The sequence below is a fragment of the Colwellia sp. MB3u-41 genome (genome assembly GCF_014076845.1).
Lineage (GTDB): Bacteria > Pseudomonadota > Gammaproteobacteria > Enterobacterales > Alteromonadaceae > Colwellia_A.
This window is the reverse complement of record NZ_JACGUT010000077.1, coordinates 22,393-47,003: the sequence shown is the minus strand read 5'-3', so window position 1 is coordinate 47,003 and position 24,611 is coordinate 22,393. Positions and strand designations below refer to the sequence as shown.

Sequence of the window (24,611 nt, the reverse complement as noted above, 5' to 3'; positions counted from 1 at the left end):
GAAAAGATCATACCGTAAGACAATAGTTCACAAGGCTCAATTAGGCATGCCAAATGAAGCCTTGTGAGATGAATTCATCACATAATTAAATAAGAGCGTAGCAATGAACGAACTTTATCCAGAAATCACGCCGTTTGATCACTTTTTATTACCCGTTGGTAACACGCACCAGTTGTATGTAGAGCAATGCGGTAATCCCGATGGCCAACCCGTTGTTTTTATCCATGGTGGGCCAGGAGCTGGATGTTCAGCCAATGATCGACGTTTTTTTGACCCAGAAAAATACCATATTATTTTATTTGACCAACGTGGCTGTGGGCGTTCATTACCTTTTGGCAGTTTAGACAATAATGAAACTGATTTATTAGTCGCCGATATCGAGAAAATACGCCAGCATTTAACCATTAAAAAATGGCATGTTTTTGGTGGTTCTTGGGGCTCAACACTCGCTTTAGTTTATGCGCAAACGCACCCGGATTCGGTAATAAGCCTGGTGTTGCGCGGTATATTTTTAGGTCGTACCGAGGATACCCGATGGGCATTTGAAGGCGGTGGCGCTACACGAATATTTCCTGACTACTGGCAAGAGTACCTTAGTGCACTACCTGATGGTGAAAGCCAAACCAGTGCTAAAACAGCGTACGACATTATGATAGGAAGCGATAAGGTTGCCGCAGAGAAAGTAGCGCAGGCCTGGGCTAAATGGGAAATTCGTTGTTGTACCCTAAAGCCTAACGAAGAATTTGTTGCAGCACTTACTGGCGATGATTCATGTTGGACCTTATCTCGTCATGAAGCCCATTATATGGTGCATGGCTGTTTTCTAACTGAAAACCAAATACTGGAAAACTGTGATAAAATTCAAGATATTCCTATGGCTATTATCCATGGTCGTTACGATATTATTTGTCCTTTTGATAATGCTTGGCTCTTACATCAACAACTCCCTCGTTCAGTCTTATTTAGTACAACGTCGGGCCATGCTTCAATTGAGCCTGAAACCAAACATCAATTAATTAACGCAACCCAAAAAATGTTAAGCCTATAATATGATTTTACGGTAGCTTTTTGAATATTGACCATTACTGACCTTAACGTTATAAAAAGTACTGCTATAAAAAATAGTAATAATTCTCTACACTAAGCCAATAATTATACAATATAAAACGCTTAGGATTAAAAAATGAGAATTGCCCCCACAGTTCTTTTAGCATTAATAGTGGCTTTTTCAAGTCACTCATTACCTGTTAAAGACAACGTTACACATTATAAAGTGACTTTCGAAAACGCGGTTCATCATGAAGCGCGAATTTCGGTAACCTTTCCAGAAATTGAAAGCCAAGTTTTGACCGTTCAAATGAGCCGCACCTCTCCAGGGCGCTATGCTTTACATGAATTTGCTAAAAACGTTTATAACGTGACTGCTGTAAACAGTATGGGCGAGCCCTTAGAGATTACGCGACCTAACCCTTATCAGTGGGCAATCGACAATCACGATGGTGAGGTAACTGTAACGTACACCTTATTTGGTGACCGCGCTGATGGTACTTATGCTCAAATAGACAGAACACATGCTCACTTGAATATTCCTGCTACGTTTATGTGGGCATCAAACCATGAGAAGCGTCCTATAAAAGTCACCTTTGAACCTTTTAGTTCAACATGGAAAGTGGCCACTCAGCTACAAAAAACTCAAGATAAATATACCTTCACGGCCCCCAACTTAGCCTATTTTATGGACAGCCCAACAGAACTTAGTGACCATCAAGTAAAAAGTTGGACTGTTCACTCAAGTGGTAAAGATTACCAAATTAACTTAGCTGTGCATCACAATGGTCTAGAGGAAGATTTAGTTGAATTTACCCGTCAAGCTAAAGCTGTAGTCGCCGAACAAATTAAAGTTTATGGTGAATTACCTGCTTTTGATTACGGAGAATACACTTTTATTGCCTGTTATTTACCCCACGTAAATGGCGATGGAATGGAGCATAGAAACTCAACAATTCTCACTAATAGCAAATCATTAGATGAAGGTGATTTCTCGCAAATAGGTACCTTATCGCACGAGTTTTTTCATGCATGGAATGTTGAGCGCATGAGACCTAAAGCACTCGAACCTTTTAATTTTAGTGCGCCTAATATGACCACTAACTTATGGTTTGCTGAAGGCTTTACCTCTTATTACGACAAGTTAATGATCCGCAGAGCGCAAGAATCAACGATTGATGAATACTTAACCATTGTTTCTGATATTGTTAATCAGGTTGACCAAGTACCAGGACGTAAGTTCTTTACACCTGAAGGTGCAAGCATGCTGGCAACGTTTACTGATGCTGGCACCTCTATTGATAAAACCAATTTTAGTAATATCTTTTTCAGTTATTACCGTTATGGGCGCGCTATGGCCTTGGCACTAGATTTGTCTATTCGCGAACAATTTCCAGAAAAATCTCTCGACGATTTTATGAGAAAAATGTGGGTGGATTTTGGAAAGCCTGAAATTCCTTACACACGTGAAGATTTACAAAGCACATTAGCCGCTTTATTAAATAACCAAGCATTTGCTCAGCAATTCTTTGAACAACATATTCAAGGGCAAGTTAAACCAGATTACGCGGCGCTGTTAAGCAACGCTGGATTAACAATAACCCATGCCAACCCAGATAAAGCTTTTTTAGGTCAGGTTAAATTTAACTTTAACGGTGAAGCTGCGATGATTTCTAAACCGGTAAAAATAGGTTCTCCACTTTATAAAGCTGGCCTTGAACGAAGTGACCAAATTGTTAAGCTGGGCCGCAGAGCTATTCGTAACACAAATGAGTGGACAAGCGCATTAGCGCAATTTAAACCGGGTGAAGACACCACCATTGAATATATTCAACGGGGTGAAAAACTGTCAACCACCATCACTTTTATTGAAGACCCAAAGCTGAATGTAGAAACGTTAACTGATGATGAATTAACTGCGTCACAAAAAGCATTTTTATTCGCATGGATTGGCGCAGACAAGGCTGAATAAAACACCAACAAGAGTAAATAAATTTATACACTATTTGCCGGTCGCTATTAAAGAAGTAACGTTAACCTATTTATTAACGTTACTTCTTTCAATTACTTATTGTGATTTTATTATTTAACATCTTTATATCTTATCTGCTACAAATGATAATCATTAGCAATAAAGACTTTGTTTTTGTAGCGAATCAGTTGTAACATATCAGCCATAATTTGTTGTTATGCTGAAAGCTATTTTATTTTAAAGCATCTTTTATAGGAATTTTTGTGTCATATTCCCAAGAAAAAATCAAAGAGTTTACCCACCCAATCATTCCTCTGTTAGGCGACCAATTAACATGGCGCTGGGAAGATAGATTCTCCGCTATGCTATCTGAATTTTCTCGTGATAAAAAAGACAAAACCCTTGTTGCGGTTCGCCAGCAATTTGAACACGAATGGAGTAAAAAAACGGTAAAAAAAGCGCCACAAGAAATTAAAGAACACTTAGGTCCATTAATTAAACTCAATAAAGATCAACTTGTTTTAGCGCGTCCTGCTACCGATTCAACACCAGCAATTATAGCGTTGTGGTGGCCTTGGGGACATGGCGGCACATATTCACTACGCTTGGCTGTGTTAGATTCACCTTACGAATATAGTGAACCTTCTGCTAATGAAGGAACGCTGCTTAGCCGCTTAAAAAACATATTTACATAGCGCGAAGTTTCTCATAAAAATAACCTCTGTAGGCTAGCTCCTTAACGAGGTGTTACCTGCCTACATGAAAATTCACACCTTGCTCTGACAATAGGTTGATAAAGTCTCTTTTACTGCACTGTGCCACTTGCTGGCAAACAATCAGATATTTATCTATAGCAGGCTGATAGTCTTGCACTGCAGCCTCTTGTAACCAAAATAAAGCTTGGTTTAAATCTTTTTCTCCATGCTTACCGGTGATGTAAAGTTCAGCTAAGTTAACTTGTCCAAGCTTATAGCCTCTTTCAGCTGAGATACTAAATTTCTCGAAGGCTAATTCAATATGGTTATCTATATAACTTGCTTCTAAAAAAGCTAAGCCTGAATTGTTCTGTCTTGCGCCGGGGAAGTAAGTACTGCTTAAAAAACGCTTTGTAGTGGTTACCAAAAGCATGCCGCGTAATCTGTTATTAACGGGTCTTTCAACACGATAAATAGCGCCTTGTGCACGCATTTTTGTTAGTTCAGCGAAGCTGTAGTGATATTTTTTTCTTGAGAAAAAACTGAAATGGGTAACATGACCCACTCTAATACTTTCATCTGCACCATGCTGCATGCGATAAAACAATCGGCTATAGACCACGGTTGCTATATCACCGGTAATATCAGTAATCTTCCCAATACGGTATTTTTCATTGGGTCGTAATTCACTAGAAAGATAACGAAAATCAACATGATAAAAATCATTAACCGCGGGGTTTTCAATAAACTGATTAGACAATTGATGTTTCTCAACTTCTCCCTGTATTAAATAACCTAAGAGCATTATTGTTAAGAGCGAACCTAAGAATTTGCTGATCAGTCGCCAAGCAGGAAATAGATTTTTCGATAACTCTTTTATCCGCTGTTTTGGCAAAACATTCACATCAGCTTTGCTCCAACATTGCTGGCATTGAATAACCGTGGTTTTTTTAACAGGATAAAAAGGAATACTTTCAATAAAAAAGAAGGCATATTTAATCACCCCTTTCACCTGATGATGCTTACAACCACAATCAGGACAAGTTAACTCATTGATTATATGGCCTTCAATTATTGATTCACTGTATTCCATTTTATACTCTTTTTTTATTCCATTATTTCTTATACCATTGGTATAAAAATCATACAAGCATTAATTACGAAGGAATTAGTAGATAATACTTGTAAGATCTTTATCACTCGCTATTCTTCAGTGAATCAATAACGGGCTTGTTAATGTACTGCCGCAAAGGAAAGTAACAGGCAAAAAATGCCGTCAATGAAATCAACGCTAAGGTCAGAATAAGTGGTGGTATTGAAGCCATTGAAAGGTAGTTTATGAGCAACTCACTAAAGTTTAAATATAACGTAACCAGTAACAAACCACTCACCAAAATACCAAAAAACAATGCCTTGATGTTATCGAAGAATATCAATTTAACAATATCATGCTTTTTAGCCCCAATGGCCAGTCGTGTGGCGATTTCAAAACGTCTAATTTGCGTGCTGTAACTTAAAATTCCATATAAGCCAATGGCGGCTAATAAAAAGGTAAATATCGCTAACACGCCACTGGTAATGGCGGTGGTGTACTGGGTAAACAGCATATTGGCTTGAACGTCAGATAATCGTTCAAGGCTCGATAAGGTAAACTTATGGGTTACCAATTTTACGGTATTAACAACTTGCTCGCGACTCAGGTTTTGTTGTGGTTTTACTTTAATTAAAAAGTTATCAGACCCTTTCCATATTGGCCAGTAAGCTTGTGCCGGTGCAACGGCTTTATTAGGCAGATTAACGCCAGCAACTACCCCAACAATCGTTCGCATAACGGCGTTATTTTCTCGGTCAATTTCGTTTTCCATCGATATTTTCATGCCAACTGCATTGCCGTTAGCCGCTAATTGTTTAGCAAAAACATCGTTAACAACAAAAACTTTACGACCCATTATAATATCTTCTTCACTAAACCAATCGCCAGCTAATAAAGGCTGTTCGAGAAGATGAAAAGAATTATAACCCGATTCATCTTGAAGCTCCGCGCTGAAGATTGTCTCCTGACCTAATAAAGTAAAATTGGCGGTATTTGAGTTCATCGGGGAATTAGATTGACTCACTTCGCTGACTTCAGGTAATTGTAATAAGGCGTTTTCGATTTCCTTAAGCAGTGACAAAACTTCATCACTGTTCCATTTTAATAAGCTAGATCGAGAGAGATCTAACGTATAAACCTGCTCCACATTGTATTTCATTGGAGTGTTAATGATTGACGTTGACTGATTGAACAAACTTAAGTTTGCAAAAACTAATAAGGTGGTAACCGCTACTTGGCTAATGATCAGTGCTTGACGTACTTTTTTAGATACTTGCACCCCTGAGCCTTTACCACTACTTTGCAAACTACTATTTAACGCTCGATAATTAATAACATTACTGCTGAGCTTAGAAAAAATTAACACTAAAATAACCAAACAACACAAGGCGGAACTTAAGGTAAAAGCATTAATGGCTAATTCATTAACGCGTGGTAGAAATTCTGCGAGATAATACTGTAATAAAGCAAAACCCAAAGACGTAATCACTAAAGCTAGCGCTAAAGAAGCCAACATCAATACAATAGATTCAGCATAAAAACTTTTGAAAATGTGTTGTTTAGACGCACCAACCGCGGCATTTATTGCCAATGATCTTTTTTGTTCAATGGCACGAGCAATAAATAAATTACTGATATTAGCAAAGGCGATCACTAATAACCCTAATACGGCAGCGAGTAATAGGTACATTCGTTGTTCGTTGTCTCCAATGATAATCGATTTCAGAGATTTTAATTTTAAGCTTACGGTCCAATCTTTATAAAAAGCCATAGAGATAACATTTTCTTGCCACAAGTCATTTAAAAAAGGACTGATTTTTTGCTCTGCTTGAGTCTGAGAATAGCCCTCTTTTAACTTACCGACATACGCCAATTCATAAAGCACATTTCCCCAAGCGCCTTGGTAGTCTTTGGCTTTAAAATTATAATCCCATGGCAGCCAATATTGTGTTTTTCTACCGGGAGTAAAGATTTCAGGCTCAATAAAGTGTTCGGCAACCACACCAATAATATTAAAACTAACGTCATTAATGGTTATTTTTTTGTTTAAAACGTCACGATTTCCGTTGTATGCTAACTGCCACATATCGTAACTGATTAAAGCAACAGGACTGTTACTGTCTTTACCTTCACTTTTATCGAATGCTCGACCCAGCGCAATAGGCGTTGCCGTTAAAGAAAAGAATTCAGGCGTTACAAAAGTGGTATTAACAAGTGGTTGTGCTGGATCAGAGGCTAATAAACTTTCACCAAAACAAAGCAATGCTGATTCACTAAAAACGTTTTGCTTTTCATAAAAGTGAATCATACCAGGGTAACTAAAACTACTGTTACGTAGCTCACCAAAATTGTCAGCTAAACCATGTTCCACCCAATAAAGTTTATCTTGTTCAGGGTACGGTAATGGTTTTAACAACATGACATACGCCAGCGTTAACACACACAACAATGCACCTAACGTAATGCCCATGGTGGAAACAACGCTAAGCACAAAGCCTGGTTTTTTCTTAAGGCTTAAAAATGCTTGTTTTAATTGATAGAGAAATAAATTCATTCTTGACTGCCCTTTAAAGCATGGATCACAGGTTTGTTGATGTATTGTCGCAAAGGTAAATAACAGGCAATAAATGAAATAAGAGAAATAAGCGCTAACGTCAATATAAACAAGGGTAATATTTGCAAGTTGAGATACTGTTGAAAACTTTCGCCAAAGCCTCCCCATACGCTAAGCAATATCATCATACTAAGCCCTACACCAATAAAAATCCCCTTGGAATTATCTTTCAAAATTAGCTGTATAATATCTTGTCCTTTCGCGCCAATCGCCAACCGTGTACCTATTTCAAAGCGGCGAATTCGAGTATTGAAATCAAGCACACCGAACACCCCTAATGCCGCCAGAATAATGACCACTAAAGTAATAATACCCGTGGTAAACAAAGTTATTTTTTTATTCAGCAGTAGTTGTTGATAGTTTTCAGTGAGGCTTTGATATTCATAAATAGAGTACCTTGCGTCAGCCCTTGTAATTATTGTTACTAATTGCTCCCGCGGTAATATTTGATCCGCTTTAAGTTTCACCATAAAGCCTGTCCCTCGGCCTAGTTTACTTGGGCGATAAAGTAGAAAATTATTGTTCATTTCAGGCCGTTCACTATTGGGTAAATGAATATCAGCAACAATACCTTTGACTATCAATAGTTCGTCACGAGATCCTTTTATTTGTTGCCCGATAACTTCACCAAACTGTTTCAACTGCTTTGCTAAGCTCTCATTAATAATAACCACATTGTCATTGTTATTAAGTTCACTGCTAGTGAAGTAATCACCCGAGATCAAAGATTGCTTTATCATCGAAAAATAGTGTTGATCAATCTCTTTCTGCTCAATAGAAAACTCTAGCGCGTCTTTTCCTAAACCGAACTTTCTAACGCTGTAAGAAGACAAAGGCGAATTTCCCAGACTAACTGAACTCACCTGCGGCATTTGCAATAACTGCGCTTTTATTTGTTTATATGTCGCTTGTTGCTCTGCAACATTGGGGCGACCCGAGCCATTAAAAGCTAAAACTAAATGTTCTATTTGCTCAATATCAAAACCTGTTTCATGATTAACACTTTCATATGCTTGTTTAAACAAAACCATATTGGCAAAAATGATCAATACGGTCACCAATATTTGGCTCATGATTACGCCTTGCTGAAAAAAAGTCGATACTTTAACTCCTTGACCTTTATTGCTATTTTGTAGCGTGGTATTTAACGATGTGAACTTGAAATATTTAAGGGTTAACTTCGTTAGAATTAGTGTAATTAACAACATTGTGATCACTAAAATAAAGAGTGGCGTCAGCGAGATTGACAACTCGTCAATTCGATTAAATAACTCTGCTAGATAAGTTTTCAATAGAAAAAAACCAATGTTAGCAGTAGCCAATGCAACAAAGAATGCCAATATCATCAAGCAGGACGTTTCGACAAAAACTTGCATAGCACCTTGTTTACGATTCATACCCAATGACGCTTTTATTGCCATTTGATGTTGTTGTTCTGCACTACGTGCGACAAATAAATGACTAACATTGGTAACCGTGATCACGAGTAATCCCACAACAGCTAAAAATAGCAAAATAAGATTGGTGTGATTGTTTCCTGAAATCACATTGATTAGTGGTTTCATCTCAACTTTTAATGTCATCTCTTTAAAGCGAGCATTACCTACTAACTCTTGTTGCCAGCGCTCCGTTAATTGTGGTGTTAATATCATTTCAGCTTGTTTAGCCGTTAAGGTATTATCGAGCTTGCCTAATAAAAACATATTCGGCGCGAAATTCCCCCATACTTTACGTTTAATTTCAGAGACAGGATTAAAATCCCACGGCAACCATACTTGAGTTTTTTCACCTGTTTGATACAAGCTAGGTTCTATAAATGTCTCAGCACTTACGCCTACAATACGAAAGCTCACTCCATTAACGGTTAAGTTTTTTTCCAACACATCTACTTTCTGGTCATATAATGTTTGCCAAGTAGCAAAGCTAATAACCGCAACTGGGTTGTTCGTGTTCAATGCTTCGCTTGCTTCAAAAGTTCGTCCTAGTGCTATAGGAGGATTAAGTAAGCTAAAATATTCAGGGCTAATAAAAGCGTTATTAATTCTTGGCTGTTCGGCATGAGAGGTAATATTGGTATTTTCGTAAGCGATCATCGCCACTTTATTTAAAGCCGATTGTTTTTTATATAATTCAATAAATGCTGGGTATGGATACATTGAAATTTTGGGCGCACGCTCACTCCCTTTTATTTTACTTTCAACGACAAACAATTGTTCCTGTTCAGGGTATGGCAACGGCTTAAGTAACATCACATACGCAAGTGTAACCACACACAACAAAGCACCTAACGTTATTCCCATGGTTGAAACAACACTAACGACAAAGCCTGGCTTTTTCTTGAGGCTTAGAAATACTTGTTTCAATTGGTAGATAAATAGATTCATTATTCGCTTCCCTTTAGAGAATGGATCACAGGTTTATTGATGTATTGACGCAAAGGGATATAACAGGCGAAGAGTGATAACACACTTACCAAAGCTAATGTAACGATGAAAATAGGTAATAACTGTAGTGTTAAGTAGCGGCTTATTTGTTCGCTAAACCCAATTGTTAATAACAACAAAGCACCGATACTAACTAACACACCTGATAATATTGCACTCACATTGTCTTTAATAATCAGTTTGATCACGTCGCCACGTTTAGCGCCCACAGCTAATCGAGTACCAATTTCAAACTGACGCATTTGCGTGCTATAACTAAGAACACCATAAAGACCGATAGCTGCTAAGAAAAAGGTTAATAACGCTAAAAACCCAGTCGTTGTTAACACCATGTAGTGAATAAAAAGCATTTCATTTTTTTTATTATGGTCTGTTTCAAAAAGCTGTACGCGGTATTTACTGGTCACCGTTTTTAAAAATGATGCAAATTCTTGCCTTGAAAATTTGGCCTGCTCTTTTAAACGTATAACTATGCGACTACGAGCACTCACCCCTGGAAAATATATCCGGTTTTCGTTTTCTACTTCCCCAGGCTTCTTAAAGCCTTTAATCACTCCTGTTATGGTGTAAATGTATTCACCAAAAAACTCTAACTCTTTGCCAATTGCACTACCCGTAGGCGCGACTATTTTGGCAAAGTCTTCGTTAACAATAGCAATTTTATTTTCATCGAGAACATCGCTTTTACTGAAAAAATCGCCTGCTATTAATTTGTGCTGATAAAGAGCAAAATAATCATTATCTATTTTTAAACTGCTGCCCGGGTAGGTAGTCTCACTGCCTTTAACTCTTGCCTGCCTTATGCCTTGACCAACGATAAAAGGTGAACCATTTGCCAAACTAACTCGCTCAACTTGCGGTAAAACTTCTAAAGCCGATTGTATGTTTTTATTTATCTGAATTTTTTCTTCATCTGTTAAAGTGGTCGTTGGGTCTGTCGACATTTCAACATGAATAGTATTTTCGATATTTATGCTAAGCGGGTTATTAATAACTTTCCATGTATCTATAAATAAATTGAGATTAATAAAAACCAACAGCGTCGCTATCGCTATTTGGCTAACAATAAGGAATTGACGCTTACCTTTAGATACTTGCTTACTGCCTCCTTTGATGCCGCTTTTAAGTTGAGTATTTAAATTTTCATGGTCAATACTTTTACTTAATAGCTTGGCAAAAATCCAAGTAAAGGTAAAAAATATCAATCCGGTGAGGCAAAATGAAAAGTAGCTAAATGATAATTCGTTAACGCGAGGGAGTATTTCTAAAAGATGCTTACTAAGTAGCTCAAAACCCACTAGCGCAACAACAAAAGCTAGCAGTAATGAAGAAAACATCAACAAAGCAGCGTCGCTTAGCATAGTTTTAAAGAGTGTGCTTTTACTTGCCCCAAGCGAAGCGTGAACACTGTAAAGCCCTTTTTGTTCAGCCGCACGCGCCATAAATAAATTAGCGATATTGGTAACTGCAACCAATAACACACCTAATACGCCAGCAATTAACATAAAAATAATATTGTTTGAATCACCAATGAGTATTTCTTTCAAAGGGGTTAACTTCATTTGAATATTCTTCGATGAATAATATTCAAATTCACTTACCATTTCTTTCCATGGTAAATTCACTAATGGCGTTATCGTTTGCTCTACTTGTGAAGAAGAAAGACCTTTAATTGTTCGCCCTAAAAACATAGTATCAAGTGACATTGAACCGGTTTCTTTTCTGCGTTCAGCACTGATATAGTTATAATCCCATGGGAACCAAACATCGGTTAACGGGTGCTTTATATAATAAGTTTTGGGTTCGACAAATCGCTCAGCCACCACACCGATAATACTAAAGCTTACATTGTCTACAACGAGTTTTTCATCAAGAATATCAATACTACCAGCAAACTCGTTTTGCCAAGTGTCATAACTTAAAATAGCCACGGGGTTATAACTATCAAGCTGTTCATCAATGCCAAATGAACGGCCAATAACCATGGGAATATTCAATAATTCAAATGTTTCTGGTGTGACATAAGTGGTTATTACTTGCGGTTGTGAAGGTTGTGAAACAAGCACATTCTTTCCATATGCTAATAAAGCAGCACTTTCGAAACTGGTTTGTTTACGATACAAGTTTACTAATGAGCGATAATTAAAAGCGCTAAATATTTTCTTTTGATCTTTATCTACGACCGTCGATTCGACTAAAAACAATCGCTCTTGTTCAGGGTATGGTAGCGGCTTTATTAACATCACATACGCAAGTGTAACCACGCACAACAAAGCACCTAAGGTAATTCCCATGGTTGAAACAACACTAAAGACAAAAGCCGGTTTTTTCTTTAAGCCTAAGAACGCTTGTTTCAATTGGTAGATAAATAAGTTCATTATTCGCTTCCCTTTAAAGCATGGATCACAGGTTTGTTGATGTATTGACGCAAAGGAAAGTAGCAGGCAAATAACGACAACATGCTGATCATCGCTAAGGTCACCATAAACACTGGGAGTAACTGTAAGGTGATGTAGTGATTTACCTGTTCACTAAAACCAATGGTTAATAGAGACAACACGCCAACACTCAGCAATACGCCCAATAATATTGCACTGGCATTGTCTTTAATAATAAGTTTGACTAAGTCAGCACGCTTAGCGCCCACAGCCATGCGGGTTCCTATTTCAAACTGACGCATTTGCGTGCTATAACTTAAAATGCCATACAGGCCGATACCTGCCAAAAATAATGTCAGTAACGCCAGAACTGCCGTTGTATAAACGGTGATTGTTTCACGAAACAGGCGCTTATCTTTGAGTTGTTCTAGTGCACGATAATTAAATACCGAATAATTTAAGTCGATTTCATTTATAAGATCTGCAATTTGGTCCCTGCAGAGGCTTTTACCTACTTGGTATTTTATTAATAACATTTCACCATAAGGGTGATTGGGCATATAGATACGAGGAACAATACTTGATTCCCCCGGCATTAAAATACTTTTAACAACGCCAGACACCGTTAGAGTTTCATTGCCCGAAGTGATTAAATGTAGACCTATTGCTGACCCTGACGGAGCCAATTTTTTAGCAAACACATCATTAATGATAATAAAATCGCTTTGATTTTTAATGTCTGCTTTAGTGAAATTATCACCTTCAATAATGGTTTGATTTATCATATCAAAATAGTTTTCATCAACATCTTGTACTGACGGTGAATAATTCTCATTGGTCAGTGAATTCGATACACTCCGACTATGACTGAAACTTAATGGGCTTAATGATCGACTAACAGCAGAAATTTGGGGGTGTAAACTCAGCTCAGCTTTAATTAACGCCATCGTGGCATTACCTTGTTCTATTGAAGGAATTTCTTTGGTATTAGAAATAACATGCAATGCATTGATATTGTTGAGTTCAAAACCTAGATCTTGATTAATGGCATCTGACGCATTGCTAAATAAAAGAATGCTAACAAAAATGAGTGCTGATGCTATAGCCAATTGACTAACAATTAATATTGTTCTTAACTTGTTAGAAACCTGTACCCCGATATTTTTACTGCCCGACTGTAAGTTTTTATTTAACTGATGATAATTGACCATACTAATACTAGTACGCGCAAAAAATAAGCTCAGGATTACGGCTGAGGTTACCGCTACCAACAAGGTGACATAATTCAGTGATAATTCATTAACTCTTGCGATATGTTGTGCGACATTATGTTGAATGATTTCGAAACCTGCCATGGCAATCATTAACGCCACTATGGTTGAAAACCCCATCAGCAAGCTTGTTTCAGCAAATAACATTTTAAACAAATCTGTTTTTTTAGCGCCTATCGCTGCGTGTACGGCCAATTGTTGCTGCTGCTGAGCTGTGCGGGAAACAAATAAATTCGTCATATTGCCACTAGCAATCACCAATATTCCAAGGATACCGGCCAATAACAACCATAGCGTATTTTGGGTATCGCCAAGTATTACCTGCCTAAACGACTGTAAGTGCATTTCAACGTACCAGCCTTTAACAAAATCAATACCTACGCTATTCTGTTGCCAATGCTCATCGACTAAGGTTGTAATTTGTTGTTGTGCCTGCAAAACAGAAATATTATTTTTTAATTGCCCGACAAAGACGAACCAAGGAAAAGAGTACATTTCATCTTTTAAGTGATTACGAATATTGTAATCCCATGGTAACCAAACCTCTGTTTTCCTACCTGTCTCGTATATATCGGGCTCAATAAACTGCTCAGTTAATACCCCTATTATTTTGAAACTCGTACCACTGAACGTTATTTTTTTCGAAAGAATATCGGCTGTCTGAGAGAAATCGTTTAGCCAAGTGTCGTAACTAATAATCGCTACTGGATGATAAGTCTCTAGCTCTTCACTTTTTTCAAAACCTCTGCCATGGATGAATTGGCTATCTAATAAACTGAACCAAGCAGGGGTAACATAAGTCGTGGTTATTTTCGGCTGATACTCAAGCGATGTACTGATGTCATCGCCATAAAAAGCGATAGCCGCTTGATCAAAAATTGTTTGCTTTAAATACACGTTACGTAAACCCGGAGAGTTAAATTTTCGACTTTGTAATTCGTTTTTAGCATTGAAAGTTTGGTGATTAACCTTATATAACTTATCTTCATTTGAATAAGGTAACGGCTTCAACAATAATAAGTACGCCAGTGTAACCACACACAACAAAGCACCTAACGTAATGCCCATTGTTGAAAGAACACTAAAAACAAAGCCGGGCTTTTTTTTGAGACTAATAAACGCTTGTTTTGAATGGTGAATAAATAAATTCATTATTCACTTCCTTTCAAAGAGTGGATCACAGGTTTGTTGATGTATTGACGCAAAGGAAAGTAGCAGGCTAGAAAAGAAACAATTAAAATCAATGAAAGTGTCAGCATAAACAACGCCAGCATTTCCAAACTAATGTAAGGATTTAAATAGTGATTAAAATTAAGAAATAAGCAGAGTAATAATAAGGCACTTACGCCAAAGCCTATTAATATTCCGCCAGCATTATCTTTGAAAATCAACGTTATAATATTCGCTCGCTTAGCGCCAATAGCTAACCTTGCACCTATTTCAAAGCGGCGTATTTGAATGGAATAACTTAAAATGCCATAAATACCAATACCAGCAAGCATCAAACTCAATAACGCCACTACAGCAGTAACTATTGCGGTAACTATTTTATTAAACAAGCGCTGATAGCGAACGTCTTCCAACGTTTCAAGTTTGTCGACACTATATGCAGAGCTAACGTTTTTAATAATTTCAACCACTTGCTGTCTAGTTATTTCTTGTTCAACCTTCAATTTTATAAGTATTGATTTTTTTTCTCTTGCTAACAGGTCATAAACAGATGATCGAGGTATATATGCACGTTCTGCAATGTCATTTTCAGCTGGGACTTTCATACCTTTGACCACGCCAACGATGGTAAACACTCGATCTTCCCTGAAGAAAACTTTCTTGCCTATAACGTCACCTTTTTCAGCTAATTTAGCCGCTAATGTATCATTTACGATCATGATATTATTCTGAGATCGAATATCTTCGATAGTAAAATTTTTACCCACTAATAATGTTTGTTCTAATAATCGGAAATATTGCTCATCAATGATACGGTAAACCATGTTATGCTTTTCATTGCTTTCTTGTACCGTTAAGCCAGGCCACCATCGACTATAAGAAGAAAATGGTGATGCACTGTGAGTTATCATTTTAACTTGAGGTAACAAGGCTAATTCTTGATAAATTGACGCCAACTCAGCTACCCCTTCTTCCTCACTAAGCGCGACTGTTTTTGTAGGTGCTAAGGTTAAAGATGTGATATTTTCAATATTCAAATGGCTTGGTGTATTAATCGAATTTGTCGCCATTTTAAATAAATTCAGGCTAATAAAAATCAGTACGCTGGCAACCGTTACTTGGCAAATAATTAACAGTTGACGAAGTAGTTTAGGCAGTTGGCTGCCAATACCTTTACCACTACTATTTATAGTAACGGCAAGCGTTTTATTGTTCACGCTTTTCAGCGAAATTTTTGCGAAAACCCAAGCAAAAACAAATAATATAATTACTGAAGTAGTGAGCGTAAAATCATTAACAGACATCTCACTTGCCCGTGACAATGAAGCCCCTAAATTAGATTCGATTAACGAAAATCCTAGAGAAGTAATCGCTATAGCGATGAAAAGTGATAGAAAAACAAGTATTATCGCTTCACTAAAAAAGACATTGAATAACGCAGACGACTTGGCACCAATTGCTGCTTGTATAGCCATATTTCGCTGTTGCATAAAGGCTCTTGACGTCATTAAATTAGCAATATTGGTAAAAGCAATAATCACTAACCCGATAATACCTGCCAAAAGAAAATAAACTGACTCTCTGTTATCTCCTATGATCACTTTCTTGAAGTCATGCAAGACTATTCTTTTCGTTTTATCTTTAAAGCGCTTGTCACCCACTGTTGCTGCCAACCATTTTTCATTAATCAAGGGGGTCAGGCTACTATCTGCCTGAGGAGCAGTGAATTCATCAGAAAGCTTACCAATAATAAATCCATTACTAACTTGCCACCAAATTTTACGTTCGGCGACATCGGTGATATTAAAGTCCCAAGGTAGCCATAATTGTGTTTTTCTATATTTACTAACACCACGTTGATATGAATAGACTTGTGGCTCAATATAATCTTCTCCTGCAACGCCTATGATTTGATAAGAAACGTTATCGAAATCAATTTTTTTACCGAGAATACTCATATCCGAAGAAAAATTATTTACCCATGTTTCATGACTAATAATTGCCACAGGATTATATTGTTCAACTTTTTCTGTTTCCTGAAATGCCCTCCCCAACGTCAATGGCATATCTGTTAGGCTAAACCACTGCGGTGAAACAAAAGTAGCTTCCATCATAGGTAAATCATTTTGACTCAGTAAAACACCTTTTGTATAAGCCACTAAAGCCATTTGCGAAAAAACACTTTGTTCTTTATAAAGCGCCATTAAAGCTGGATAAGGAAAAGCCTCAAACATTAACGCCCCTTTTTCGTCGAGATGCTCATGTGATGCGACATAGAGTTTTTCTTGCTCTGGATACGGCAACGGCTTTATTAGCATCACGTACGCCAGCGTTAACACACACAACAATGCACCTAACGTAATGCCCATGGTGGAAACAACGCTAAGCACAAAGCCTGGTTTTTTCTTAAGGCTTAAAAATGCTTGTTTTAATTGATAGCTAAATAGATTCATTATTCACTTCCTTGTAAGTTGCTTATCGCAGGTGAATTAATAAATCGTCTTAAAGGTAAATAACAAGCCAATAACGAAAGAGTAGAAATTAATAAGAGTGTCGCGACAAACAGTGGCGCTAATTGCAGGGTGATATAAGTCGAAAGCTCAACACTAAAAAAGAAATACACACTCAATAAAATAACCAAACTAAACAATACACCTGCAATAATAGGCTTCACGTTGTCTTTTATGATCAGTAATATTAAGTCAAGGCGCTTTGCACCAACGGCCATACGAGTACCTAATTCAAGGCGGCGCATTTGGGTGCTGTAACTTAAAATTCCATATAAACCTATCCCCGCGAGAAAAAAGGTGATGAACGCTAAAGCTGCGGTTGTTACTGCAGTCGTTATTTCAGTAAACAAGCTTTTAGTAAGAAGATCATTGGCTGAATTGAAACTAAAGACAGAATACCTTGTGTCGACTTCAGCTAATAATTTACCCAGTTGTTGACGACTAACTGACTGACCGGATTTAAGCTTAAGCATAAAAGAACGACCACCCAGTCCATTGGGTAAATAGACTCTTGGTACACCTGAGCTTAAAAAAGTATTGTCAAAACCCGTGTAACTATCACTAGCAATAGTAATATCTTTAACTATACCTATTATTTTTAAGGGGTCAGGCGATCCCGTTGAGAGCTGCATGCCCAGCACATCGCCGTTAGCTTTTAATTGCTTAGCAAATGTTTGATTAACAATGATGACATTGGCTCCATCTCGGCGCCCCACATTTGTAAAATTATCTCCTTGCAATACTTGCTGCTCTATCAAACTAAAGTATCGATGATCAACACCCTTGGAATACGGTGTAGACCTTTCATTATTATCAATATTGATTAACGCTCTAACATAAAAACCACTAAGTGGTGAACTTCCTTGAGCAATAGATTCCACCTGAGGCAATGCGGACAGCTTTTCCATTATTTCGGCCATAATCTGCACCGATTCTGCATGGCTAGGAAAATCTGTTGATGAAAAATTCAGGGTTAAGGTCGATATATTCTCAGTGACAAAACCTATTGGTGCATTAATGCTCTTTACTGCACCTTTAAGCAAACCAAAGTTGGCAAAGACCAATACCGTCGCTAAGGCTACTTGGCTGGCTATTAATACCTGACGAGTCTTTTTAGATACTTGTAAACCACTGCCTTTACCACTGCTTTGTAACGTAGAATTTAGCGCATGATAATTGATCATACGCGTACTTAATTTAGCGAAAAACAACGCGAAAATAAGCGTGATCAATGCCGCACAACCAAAGGTTATTGGATTAAGTGTTAGCTCATTAACTCTAGGTAAAATCGTCTCCAGATATTGCTGCATAAGATAAAACCCACTCTTGGCAATCACTAATGCGAGGATAATAGACATAAACATCAGCAAACTGGTTTCAGCCAGCATCGCTTTAAATAAATGTTTTTGAGTGGCGCCAATTGCGGCATTAATGGCCATTTGACGTTGTTTTTCTACGGTACGCGACATAAACAAGTTAGATATATTGGCACAAGCAATTAAGACTAAAAAAATGACACCCGCTAACAAGATTACCGCAATAGATTCGCTCTGTCCGAGCATAACGTCTTTAACCGGACGTACCCGTATGTCGACTGACCAACCCTTAAAAAAGTCATCATCAGCAACACCTTCCTGCCAACGTTCGTTCACTAAAGGTGTTAAAAGTTGTTGTGCCTGAAGAGAATTAACGCCTATTTTCAATAAACCAATGAACATCAGGTTATCACTTACTTCACCAAAATTTTGTCTGCGCCATTCCCCTTCTTGGTTATAGTCCCATGGCAACCAAACTTGCGTTTCTCGTCCAATTTCAGACAATGCTGGTTCAACAAAATGCTTAGCCAACACTCCTACAATGCGATAACTCACACCACTCAGGTTAATTTTTTGCTCAAGGATATCAGCGCTACCATTAAAATTATGCTGCCAAGTGTGATAACTCAGCATAGCGACAGGGTTATTGGTATTGATCGCTTCGCTGGACTCAAACATACGACCCAACGCCATTGGTGAAGCTAAAACCTGATGTAATTCAGATGTAACATAGGCGGTATTAACAAGCGGTTGACTATTATGAGAAATAATCACACCTTGACCGTAAGTCATCATTGCTGCTTGCTCAAATGCTGCTTTACTTTTGTATAAATCCACTAACCCTGGATAACTAAAAGATTTACCTTGATCTTCCTTTTCTTCGCCAACAATTTGATGCTCTGCAACAAATAAACGGTCTTGTTCTGGGTAAGGCAATGGCTCAATCAACAATAAATAGGCTAGCGTTAAAACACACAGCAATGCGCCTAAGGTAATGCCCATGGTAGAAACAACACTAAAAACAAAACCCGGTTTTTTCTTAAGGCTTAAAAAAGCTTGTTTTAGTTGATAGGTAAATAAGTTCATTATTCACTTCCTTGTAAGTTGCTTATCGCAGGAGAATTAATAAATCGTCTTAAGGGTAAATAACAAGCCAATAACGAAAGAGTAGAAATTAATAGGAGTGTCGCGACAAACAGTGGCGCTAATTGCAGGGTGATATAGGTTGAAAGATCAACACTAAAAAAGAAATACACACTCAATAAAATAACCAAGCTAAGCAATAAACCGCTAATAATCGGTTTCGCATTGTCTTTTATAATCAGTAATATTAAGTCACCACGTTTAGCGCCTATTGCCATACGTGTTCCAATCTCAAAACGGCGCATTTGGGTGCTGTAACTTAAAATGCCATAGAGGCCAATGCCCGCGAGGAAAAAAGTGATTAACGTTAAAACTGTCGTTGTCACCGCGGTTGTAATTTGAGTAAACAGGCTTTGAGTAAGCATGTCATTTGCTGATTTGAAGCTAAATACAGAATATCTAGCGTCAACTTCGGCTAACAATTTACCCAGTTGTTGGCGACTAATAGACTGGCCAGCCTTTATTTTAAGTATAAAATTGTTGTCGTCTAGATTATCGGGCACATAGGCCCTTGGTATAGGCGCAGCTACATCATCGCTGCCAAACGGAGTATCGCCAGGAATAGCAATATCTTTAACAATACCTATTATTTTAAATTCAGGCTCATTTATCGATACTAGTCGCATACCTACGACATCACCGTCAGGTGTTAACTGCTTAGCAAACGCTTGGTTAACAATCATCGAATAGTTGTTATCTCGGCTATCTAGCTTGGTAAAATTTTCACCTTGTAATAGCGGTTGTTCAATTAGTTTAAAATATCTATGATCAATTCTTTTTAAATACGGTGAATGCCCTTCATTATCATCAAGTTTGGTTAGCAATTTAATACCAAAGCCATCTAAAGGTGAACTCCCATGCGCAATGGCTTCCACCTGTGGTAAGGTTTTAAGCTTTTCTATGATCTCAGCCATAATGGCTATGACCTCTTCCTCACTAGATAATGGGGTTGAAGAGAAGTTTAACGTTAACGTTGAGATATTATTAGTGGTAAAACCTATCGGGGTATTAATGGTTTTAACGGCATCTTTAAGTAAGCTAAAGTTGGCAAATACTAATAGCGTCGCTAATGCCACCTGACTGGCGATTAATACTTGGCGTGTCTTTGTTGATACCCGTAAACCACTGCCCTTACCACTACTTTGTAAGCTAGCATTGAGCTCACGATAATTGATAATACGCGTACTTAATTTAGCAAAAAATAATGCAAGAATAATGGTTGTTAGCGCCGCACAGCTAAGAGTTATCCGATTAAGCGATAACTCGTTTACTCGCGGTAATACCGCACCCAAATATTGCTGCATAAGATAAAACCCGCCCTTGGCAAGTATCAAGGCGAGTATGATCGACATCAACATCAGTAAACTGGTTTCAGCCAACATCGCTTTAAATAACTGTTTCTTAGTGGCACCAATCGCTGCTTGAATCGCCATTTGACGTTGCTTTTCTGCAGTACGTGCGAGAAACAAATTAGAGATATTTGCGCAGGCAATCAATACTAAACCAATCACACCCGCTAACAGCATTACCGCAATAGACTCACTCTCCCCGAGCATAACGTCCTTCACTGAGCGGACTCGCATTTCGATTGACCAAGCTTTGAAGAATTCCATATCAGCAACACCTTCTTGCCAGCGTTTACTCACTAAAGGGGTTAAAAGTTGTTGTGCTTGGCTTTTGCTAAGCCCTTTTTTCAATTGACCAAGAAATTTAAAGTTACCTTTTATGCTCAAAAAACTTTTTCTGCTTACTTGGTCAGTCTGATTATAATCCCATGGCAGCCAAACTTGCGTTTCACGCCCAATTTCAGCCAATTCAGGTTCAACAAAACCTTCTGCCAATACACCAACAATGCGATAACTAACACCCCTGATATTGATTTTTTGTTCAAGAATATCCGCACTGCCATCATATTTTTGCTGCCAAGTATTATAACTGAGCATAGCTACTGGATTATTGGTATCCAGAGCTTCGCTAGCCGTAAACATTTGACCTGTTGCCATAGTCGACGCTAACAGTTGATGTAACTCCGGCGTGGTATAAGTGGTATTAACCAGTGGTTGGTTAAGGTGAGAAAGGATCACATCTTGGTCATAATACATGATGGCCGCTTGTTCAAATGCGGCTTTACTCTGGTATAAATGCACCAAGCCAGCATAACTATAAGCAACTGTTTTGGTCTCTTTTTTATCGCCAAGAACCTTATGCTCAGCAACAAAAAGTCGATCTTGCTCAGGGTATGGCAATGGCTCAATCAACAATAAATAGGCTAGTGTTAACACACATAACAAAGCACCTAACGTTATACCCATTGTTGAAACAATACTAAAAACAAAGCCCGGCTTTTGTTTAAGACTAAGAAACGCTTGTTTTAATTGATAGGCAAACAGGTGCATTATTCACTCACCTTTAAGGCATGAATAACAGGATTTTTAATAAACGGGCGTAATGGCACATAACAAGCAAGAGCTGAAAGCAGCGATATTGCTCCCAGTGTGAGAATAAATAAAGGAAGAAGCTCTACGTTGACATAAGCACTTAAACTGTCACTAAAACCAAGATACAAAACAAGTAATACTATAAAGCTTACCGCTAAACCAATGCCTAATGCGCCAGCATTATCTTTAAAGACTAAGCTAACAATGTCTTTACCTTTTGCACCAATAGCCATGCGAGTGCCAATTTCAAAACGACGCATTTGGCTAGAATAATTAAGAATACCGTACAGACCTAAACCCGAGAGTAATAACGTTAAAATAGCCAATACCAGTGTCGTAACGGCTGTTGTTACTGAAGAAAATAATCGACGGTCTTTATATTCATTGAGTGATGTGAAAGTGAATAAACTTAATTTTTTATCAACGCTCTTCATGACCTCAATCATTTCATCACGATTAAATATTTGCCCTTGATGCTGATCTATTAGCAACATGTTTCTTGCCAAACTTGCGGGGTAATAGAAACGAGCATCTATTCTTTGGATGCCAGGCATATTAATACTTTTTACAACACCAATGACTTCAACACCATTTTTAAATTTAAAGCCAATTGCACTGCCATTTGGTGCTAATTTTCTGGCAAAAATATCATTAACAATCATCACGCTTCTGTTGTCTTTAATATCTGCCGCACTAAAGTTGTCACCTTCAATAATCGCTTGTTTGAGCATGCTAAAGTATTGATCATCAATATCTTTCCCTAGCACAGTATAACGATTGTCTGTTTCCGAAGCCGTTAATGCCAAAGTACCAAAGCCTGTAGGTCGCATCGCTTGGCTTACCTTTTTTATTTTCGGATGAGCTAATAACTCAGCTTTAAGGGCGGTGAGTTTTTGTGCTTTTATCTCGCTTTCAACATTGGGTAATGCCAATACGACCGAGGTAATGTTATTTGTTTGATAACCCAAAGGTTGGTTTACTAATTCACTGGCGTCTTTATACAAAACGACATTAATAAAGACTAAGGCGGTTGCTGTCGCTATTTGACTGCTAATTAAGATGTTTCGCACACGCTTTGACACTTGAATACCAATGCCTTTGCCACCTGATTGCAAAGTAGCGTTAAGCGCATGATAGTTAATCATTTTCAAACATAAATGTGAGAAGGTAAGTGTTAACAATATTAAGAGTAAAATAGAAACTGAAAATGAAAATGCACTCAGTTCAAGTTCATCAATGCGTGGTAGAAAATCACCAAGGTAATATTGTAATACGCTAAAGCCAACAAAAATAACGACCTGTGCGAGTAAAATAGCAGCAAACATTAACAGCCCTGTTTCAGCTAAAATATTGCGAAACAATTGTGCTTTAGAAGCACCTACGGCAGCAGAAATAGCAAGTTGTTGTTGACGTTCTACTGTTCGTGAAACAAATAAATTGGCGATGTTAGCACAAGCGATAAACAGTAAACCTAATGATCCAATCAATAATAAGTAAACACTGCGTTCACCATCGCTCACAATAAAAGATTTTAATGTTTGTGTTTCGAGTACGATCGACCAATTTTTAAAAAAATCATGACCCGATACCTTACTTTGCCAATTCTCATTGACGACCTTTGTTAGTATTTGATCAATTTGTGGCTTGGAATATTCCGCATATTGCTTATTCAGCTTACCAACATATATCAAACCGCTATCATCATTTCCCCAACGTTTTCGTTCTCGTTCGCTTACCGAATTATAATCCCATGGAAGGTATAACTCTGTTTTAAAACCAGCGCCGGCGAGTGGCGCTTCAATGTTATTTTCTGCGAGTACACCAATAATTCGGTAGTTATTTCCGCTTAACGTCAGGCTTTTTTCAAGCACATTAATGTCACCATTAAACTTATTTTGCCATGTTTCATAAGTTAAAACGGCAACGGGGTTATAACTGTTCACTTTTTCACTTTCTTCAAACCCTCTGCCTATCGCCATTTTTGCAGAGAACAATGAAAACCATTGCGGCGTTATAAATGATATTGCCACCATGGGCTCGCTTGGCAATGACGTAATTACCCCACCATCAACATACATTAAAACACTTTGCTCAAATAACGATTGCTGGTTATATAAATGCATTAAATTAGGGTAGGTAAAAGCACGGCCATCAATAGCATTTTCATTACTGATTAATTGATGTTCAACATTATATAAACGTTCTTGGTCAGGGTACGGTAAGGGTTTTATTAACATGACATACGCTAATGTCAGCACACATAATAAAGCACCTAGTGTTACGCCCATGGTAGAAACTACACTGAGTACAAAAATAGGTTTTTGCTTTAAGCTTAAATACGCTTGTTTAAGTTGATAGCAGAATAAGTTCATTTGTTAAGTTTTCCGTTGATCATAATGTAATATCTGCCGTCACCCTGAACTTGCCTACACGTATGTAGTTACTTAGGTTTAGTCTGGAACATAAACCTGTGTTTCAGGATCTGGTTTTTAAACTTTTCAACAACTTTAGATACTGAAA

12 protein-coding genes are annotated in these 24,611 nt (G+C 37.8%); 3 read left to right on the top strand and 9 right to left on the bottom strand.

The features are described 5' to 3' along the window. Positions 1–103: 103 nt before the first annotated feature. The 3 genes from pip to H4J73_RS09420 all read left to right on the top strand — a co-directional run bounded on the left by pip (position 104) and on the right by H4J73_RS09420 (position 3,714). Positions 104–1,048 carry a prolyl aminopeptidase gene (gene pip, locus H4J73_RS09430; protein WP_182180352.1) on the top strand — a complete coding sequence of 315 codons (945 nt, stop codon included), beginning with the start codon at positions 104–106 and terminating at the stop codon, positions 1,046–1,048. A 135-nt stretch (positions 1,049–1,183) separates the two neighbouring features. Next, a complete protein-coding gene (locus H4J73_RS09425) occupies positions 1,184–3,019 on the top strand; it encodes a M61 family metallopeptidase (protein ID WP_182180350.1) in 1,836 nt (611 codons plus the stop codon). 263 nt (positions 3,020–3,282) lie between these two features. Continuing rightward, positions 3,283–3,714: a hypothetical protein gene (locus tag H4J73_RS09420; RefSeq protein ID WP_182180348.1), complete on the top strand. Its 432-nt coding sequence runs from the start codon at positions 3,283–3,285 to the stop codon at positions 3,712–3,714. 52 nt (positions 3,715–3,766) lie between these two features. Here the strand turns inward: H4J73_RS09420 and H4J73_RS09415 are convergent, their stop codons facing one another. The 9 genes from H4J73_RS09415 to H4J73_RS09375 form a co-directional block, all read right to left on the bottom strand. After that, entirely contained in the window at positions 3,767–4,807 is a 1,041-nt protein-coding gene (locus tag H4J73_RS09415; protein ID WP_182180346.1) for a tetratricopeptide repeat protein, read from the bottom strand. A 103-nt stretch (positions 4,808–4,910) separates the two neighbouring features. Then, positions 4,911–7,361, bottom strand: a complete 2,451-nt coding sequence (locus H4J73_RS09410; RefSeq protein ID WP_182180344.1) for an ABC transporter permease — start codon at positions 7,359–7,361, stop codon at positions 4,911–4,913. Beyond that, positions 7,358–9,805, bottom strand: coding sequence for an ABC transporter permease (locus H4J73_RS09405; protein ID WP_182180342.1), 2,448 nt, complete (start codon positions 9,803–9,805; stop codon positions 7,358–7,360). Before H4J73_RS09405 ends, H4J73_RS09410 begins: the two co-directional genes overlap by 4 nt. Next, positions 9,805–12,243: an ABC transporter permease gene (locus H4J73_RS09400; RefSeq protein ID WP_182180340.1), complete on the bottom strand. Its 2,439-nt coding sequence runs from the start codon at positions 12,241–12,243 to the stop codon at positions 9,805–9,807. Before H4J73_RS09400 ends, H4J73_RS09405 begins: the two co-directional genes overlap by 1 nt. After that, complete coding sequence (locus H4J73_RS09395; RefSeq protein WP_182180338.1) at positions 12,243–14,666, bottom strand: ABC transporter permease; 2,424 nt, start codon at positions 14,664–14,666, stop codon at positions 12,243–12,245. Before H4J73_RS09395 ends, H4J73_RS09400 begins: the two co-directional genes overlap by 1 nt. After that, the gene (locus H4J73_RS09390) at positions 14,666–17,137 is read right to left on the bottom strand and encodes an ABC transporter permease (protein WP_182180336.1); all 2,472 of its coding nucleotides are present in this window, start codon (positions 17,135–17,137) and stop codon (positions 14,666–14,668) included. Before H4J73_RS09390 ends, H4J73_RS09395 begins: the two co-directional genes overlap by 1 nt. Beyond that, positions 17,137–19,596: an ABC transporter permease gene (locus tag H4J73_RS09385; RefSeq protein WP_182180334.1), complete on the bottom strand. Its 2,460-nt coding sequence runs from the start codon at positions 19,594–19,596 to the stop codon at positions 17,137–17,139. Before H4J73_RS09385 ends, H4J73_RS09390 begins: the two co-directional genes overlap by 1 nt. Beyond that, the gene (locus tag H4J73_RS09380; RefSeq protein WP_182223450.1) at positions 19,596–22,049 is read right to left on the bottom strand and encodes an ABC transporter permease; all 2,454 of its coding nucleotides are present in this window, start codon (positions 22,047–22,049) and stop codon (positions 19,596–19,598) included. The genes H4J73_RS09385 and H4J73_RS09380 overlap by 1 nt, the downstream gene beginning before the upstream one ends. Continuing rightward, positions 22,049–24,463: an ABC transporter permease gene (locus H4J73_RS09375; protein ID WP_182223449.1), complete on the bottom strand. Its 2,415-nt coding sequence runs from the start codon at positions 24,461–24,463 to the stop codon at positions 22,049–22,051. The genes H4J73_RS09380 and H4J73_RS09375 overlap by 1 nt, the downstream gene beginning before the upstream one ends. Between the last annotated feature and the right edge of the window lie 148 nt (positions 24,464–24,611).

Coding starts and splice junctions, on each gene's coding strand:
- pip (WP_182180352.1), top strand. CDS start 104: ATGAACGAACTTTATCCAGAAATCACGCCGTTTGATCACTTTTTATTA.
- H4J73_RS09405 (WP_182180342.1), bottom strand. CDS start 9,805: ATGAATCTATTTATCTACCAATTGAAACAAGTATTTCTAAGCCTCAAG.
- H4J73_RS09425 (WP_182180350.1), top strand. CDS start 1,184: ATGAGAATTGCCCCCACAGTTCTTTTAGCATTAATAGTGGCTTTTTCA.
- H4J73_RS09390 (WP_182180336.1), bottom strand. CDS start 17,137: ATGAATCTATTTAGCTATCAATTAAAACAAGCATTTTTAAGCCTTAAG.
- H4J73_RS09400 (WP_182180340.1), bottom strand. CDS start 12,243: ATGAACTTATTTATCTACCAATTGAAACAAGCGTTCTTAGGCTTAAAG.
- H4J73_RS09415 (WP_182180346.1), bottom strand. CDS start 4,807: ATGGAATACAGTGAATCAATAATTGAAGGCCATATAATCAATGAGTTA.
- H4J73_RS09380 (WP_182223450.1), bottom strand. CDS start 22,049: ATGCACCTGTTTGCCTATCAATTAAAACAAGCGTTTCTTAGTCTTAAA.
- H4J73_RS09385 (WP_182180334.1), bottom strand. CDS start 19,596: ATGAACTTATTTACCTATCAACTAAAACAAGCTTTTTTAAGCCTTAAG.
- H4J73_RS09410 (WP_182180344.1), bottom strand. CDS start 7,361: ATGAATTTATTTCTCTATCAATTAAAACAAGCATTTTTAAGCCTTAAG.
- H4J73_RS09375 (WP_182223449.1), bottom strand. CDS start 24,463: ATGAACTTATTCTGCTATCAACTTAAACAAGCGTATTTAAGCTTAAAG.
- H4J73_RS09395 (WP_182180338.1), bottom strand. CDS start 14,666: ATGAATTTATTTATTCACCATTCAAAACAAGCGTTTATTAGTCTCAAA.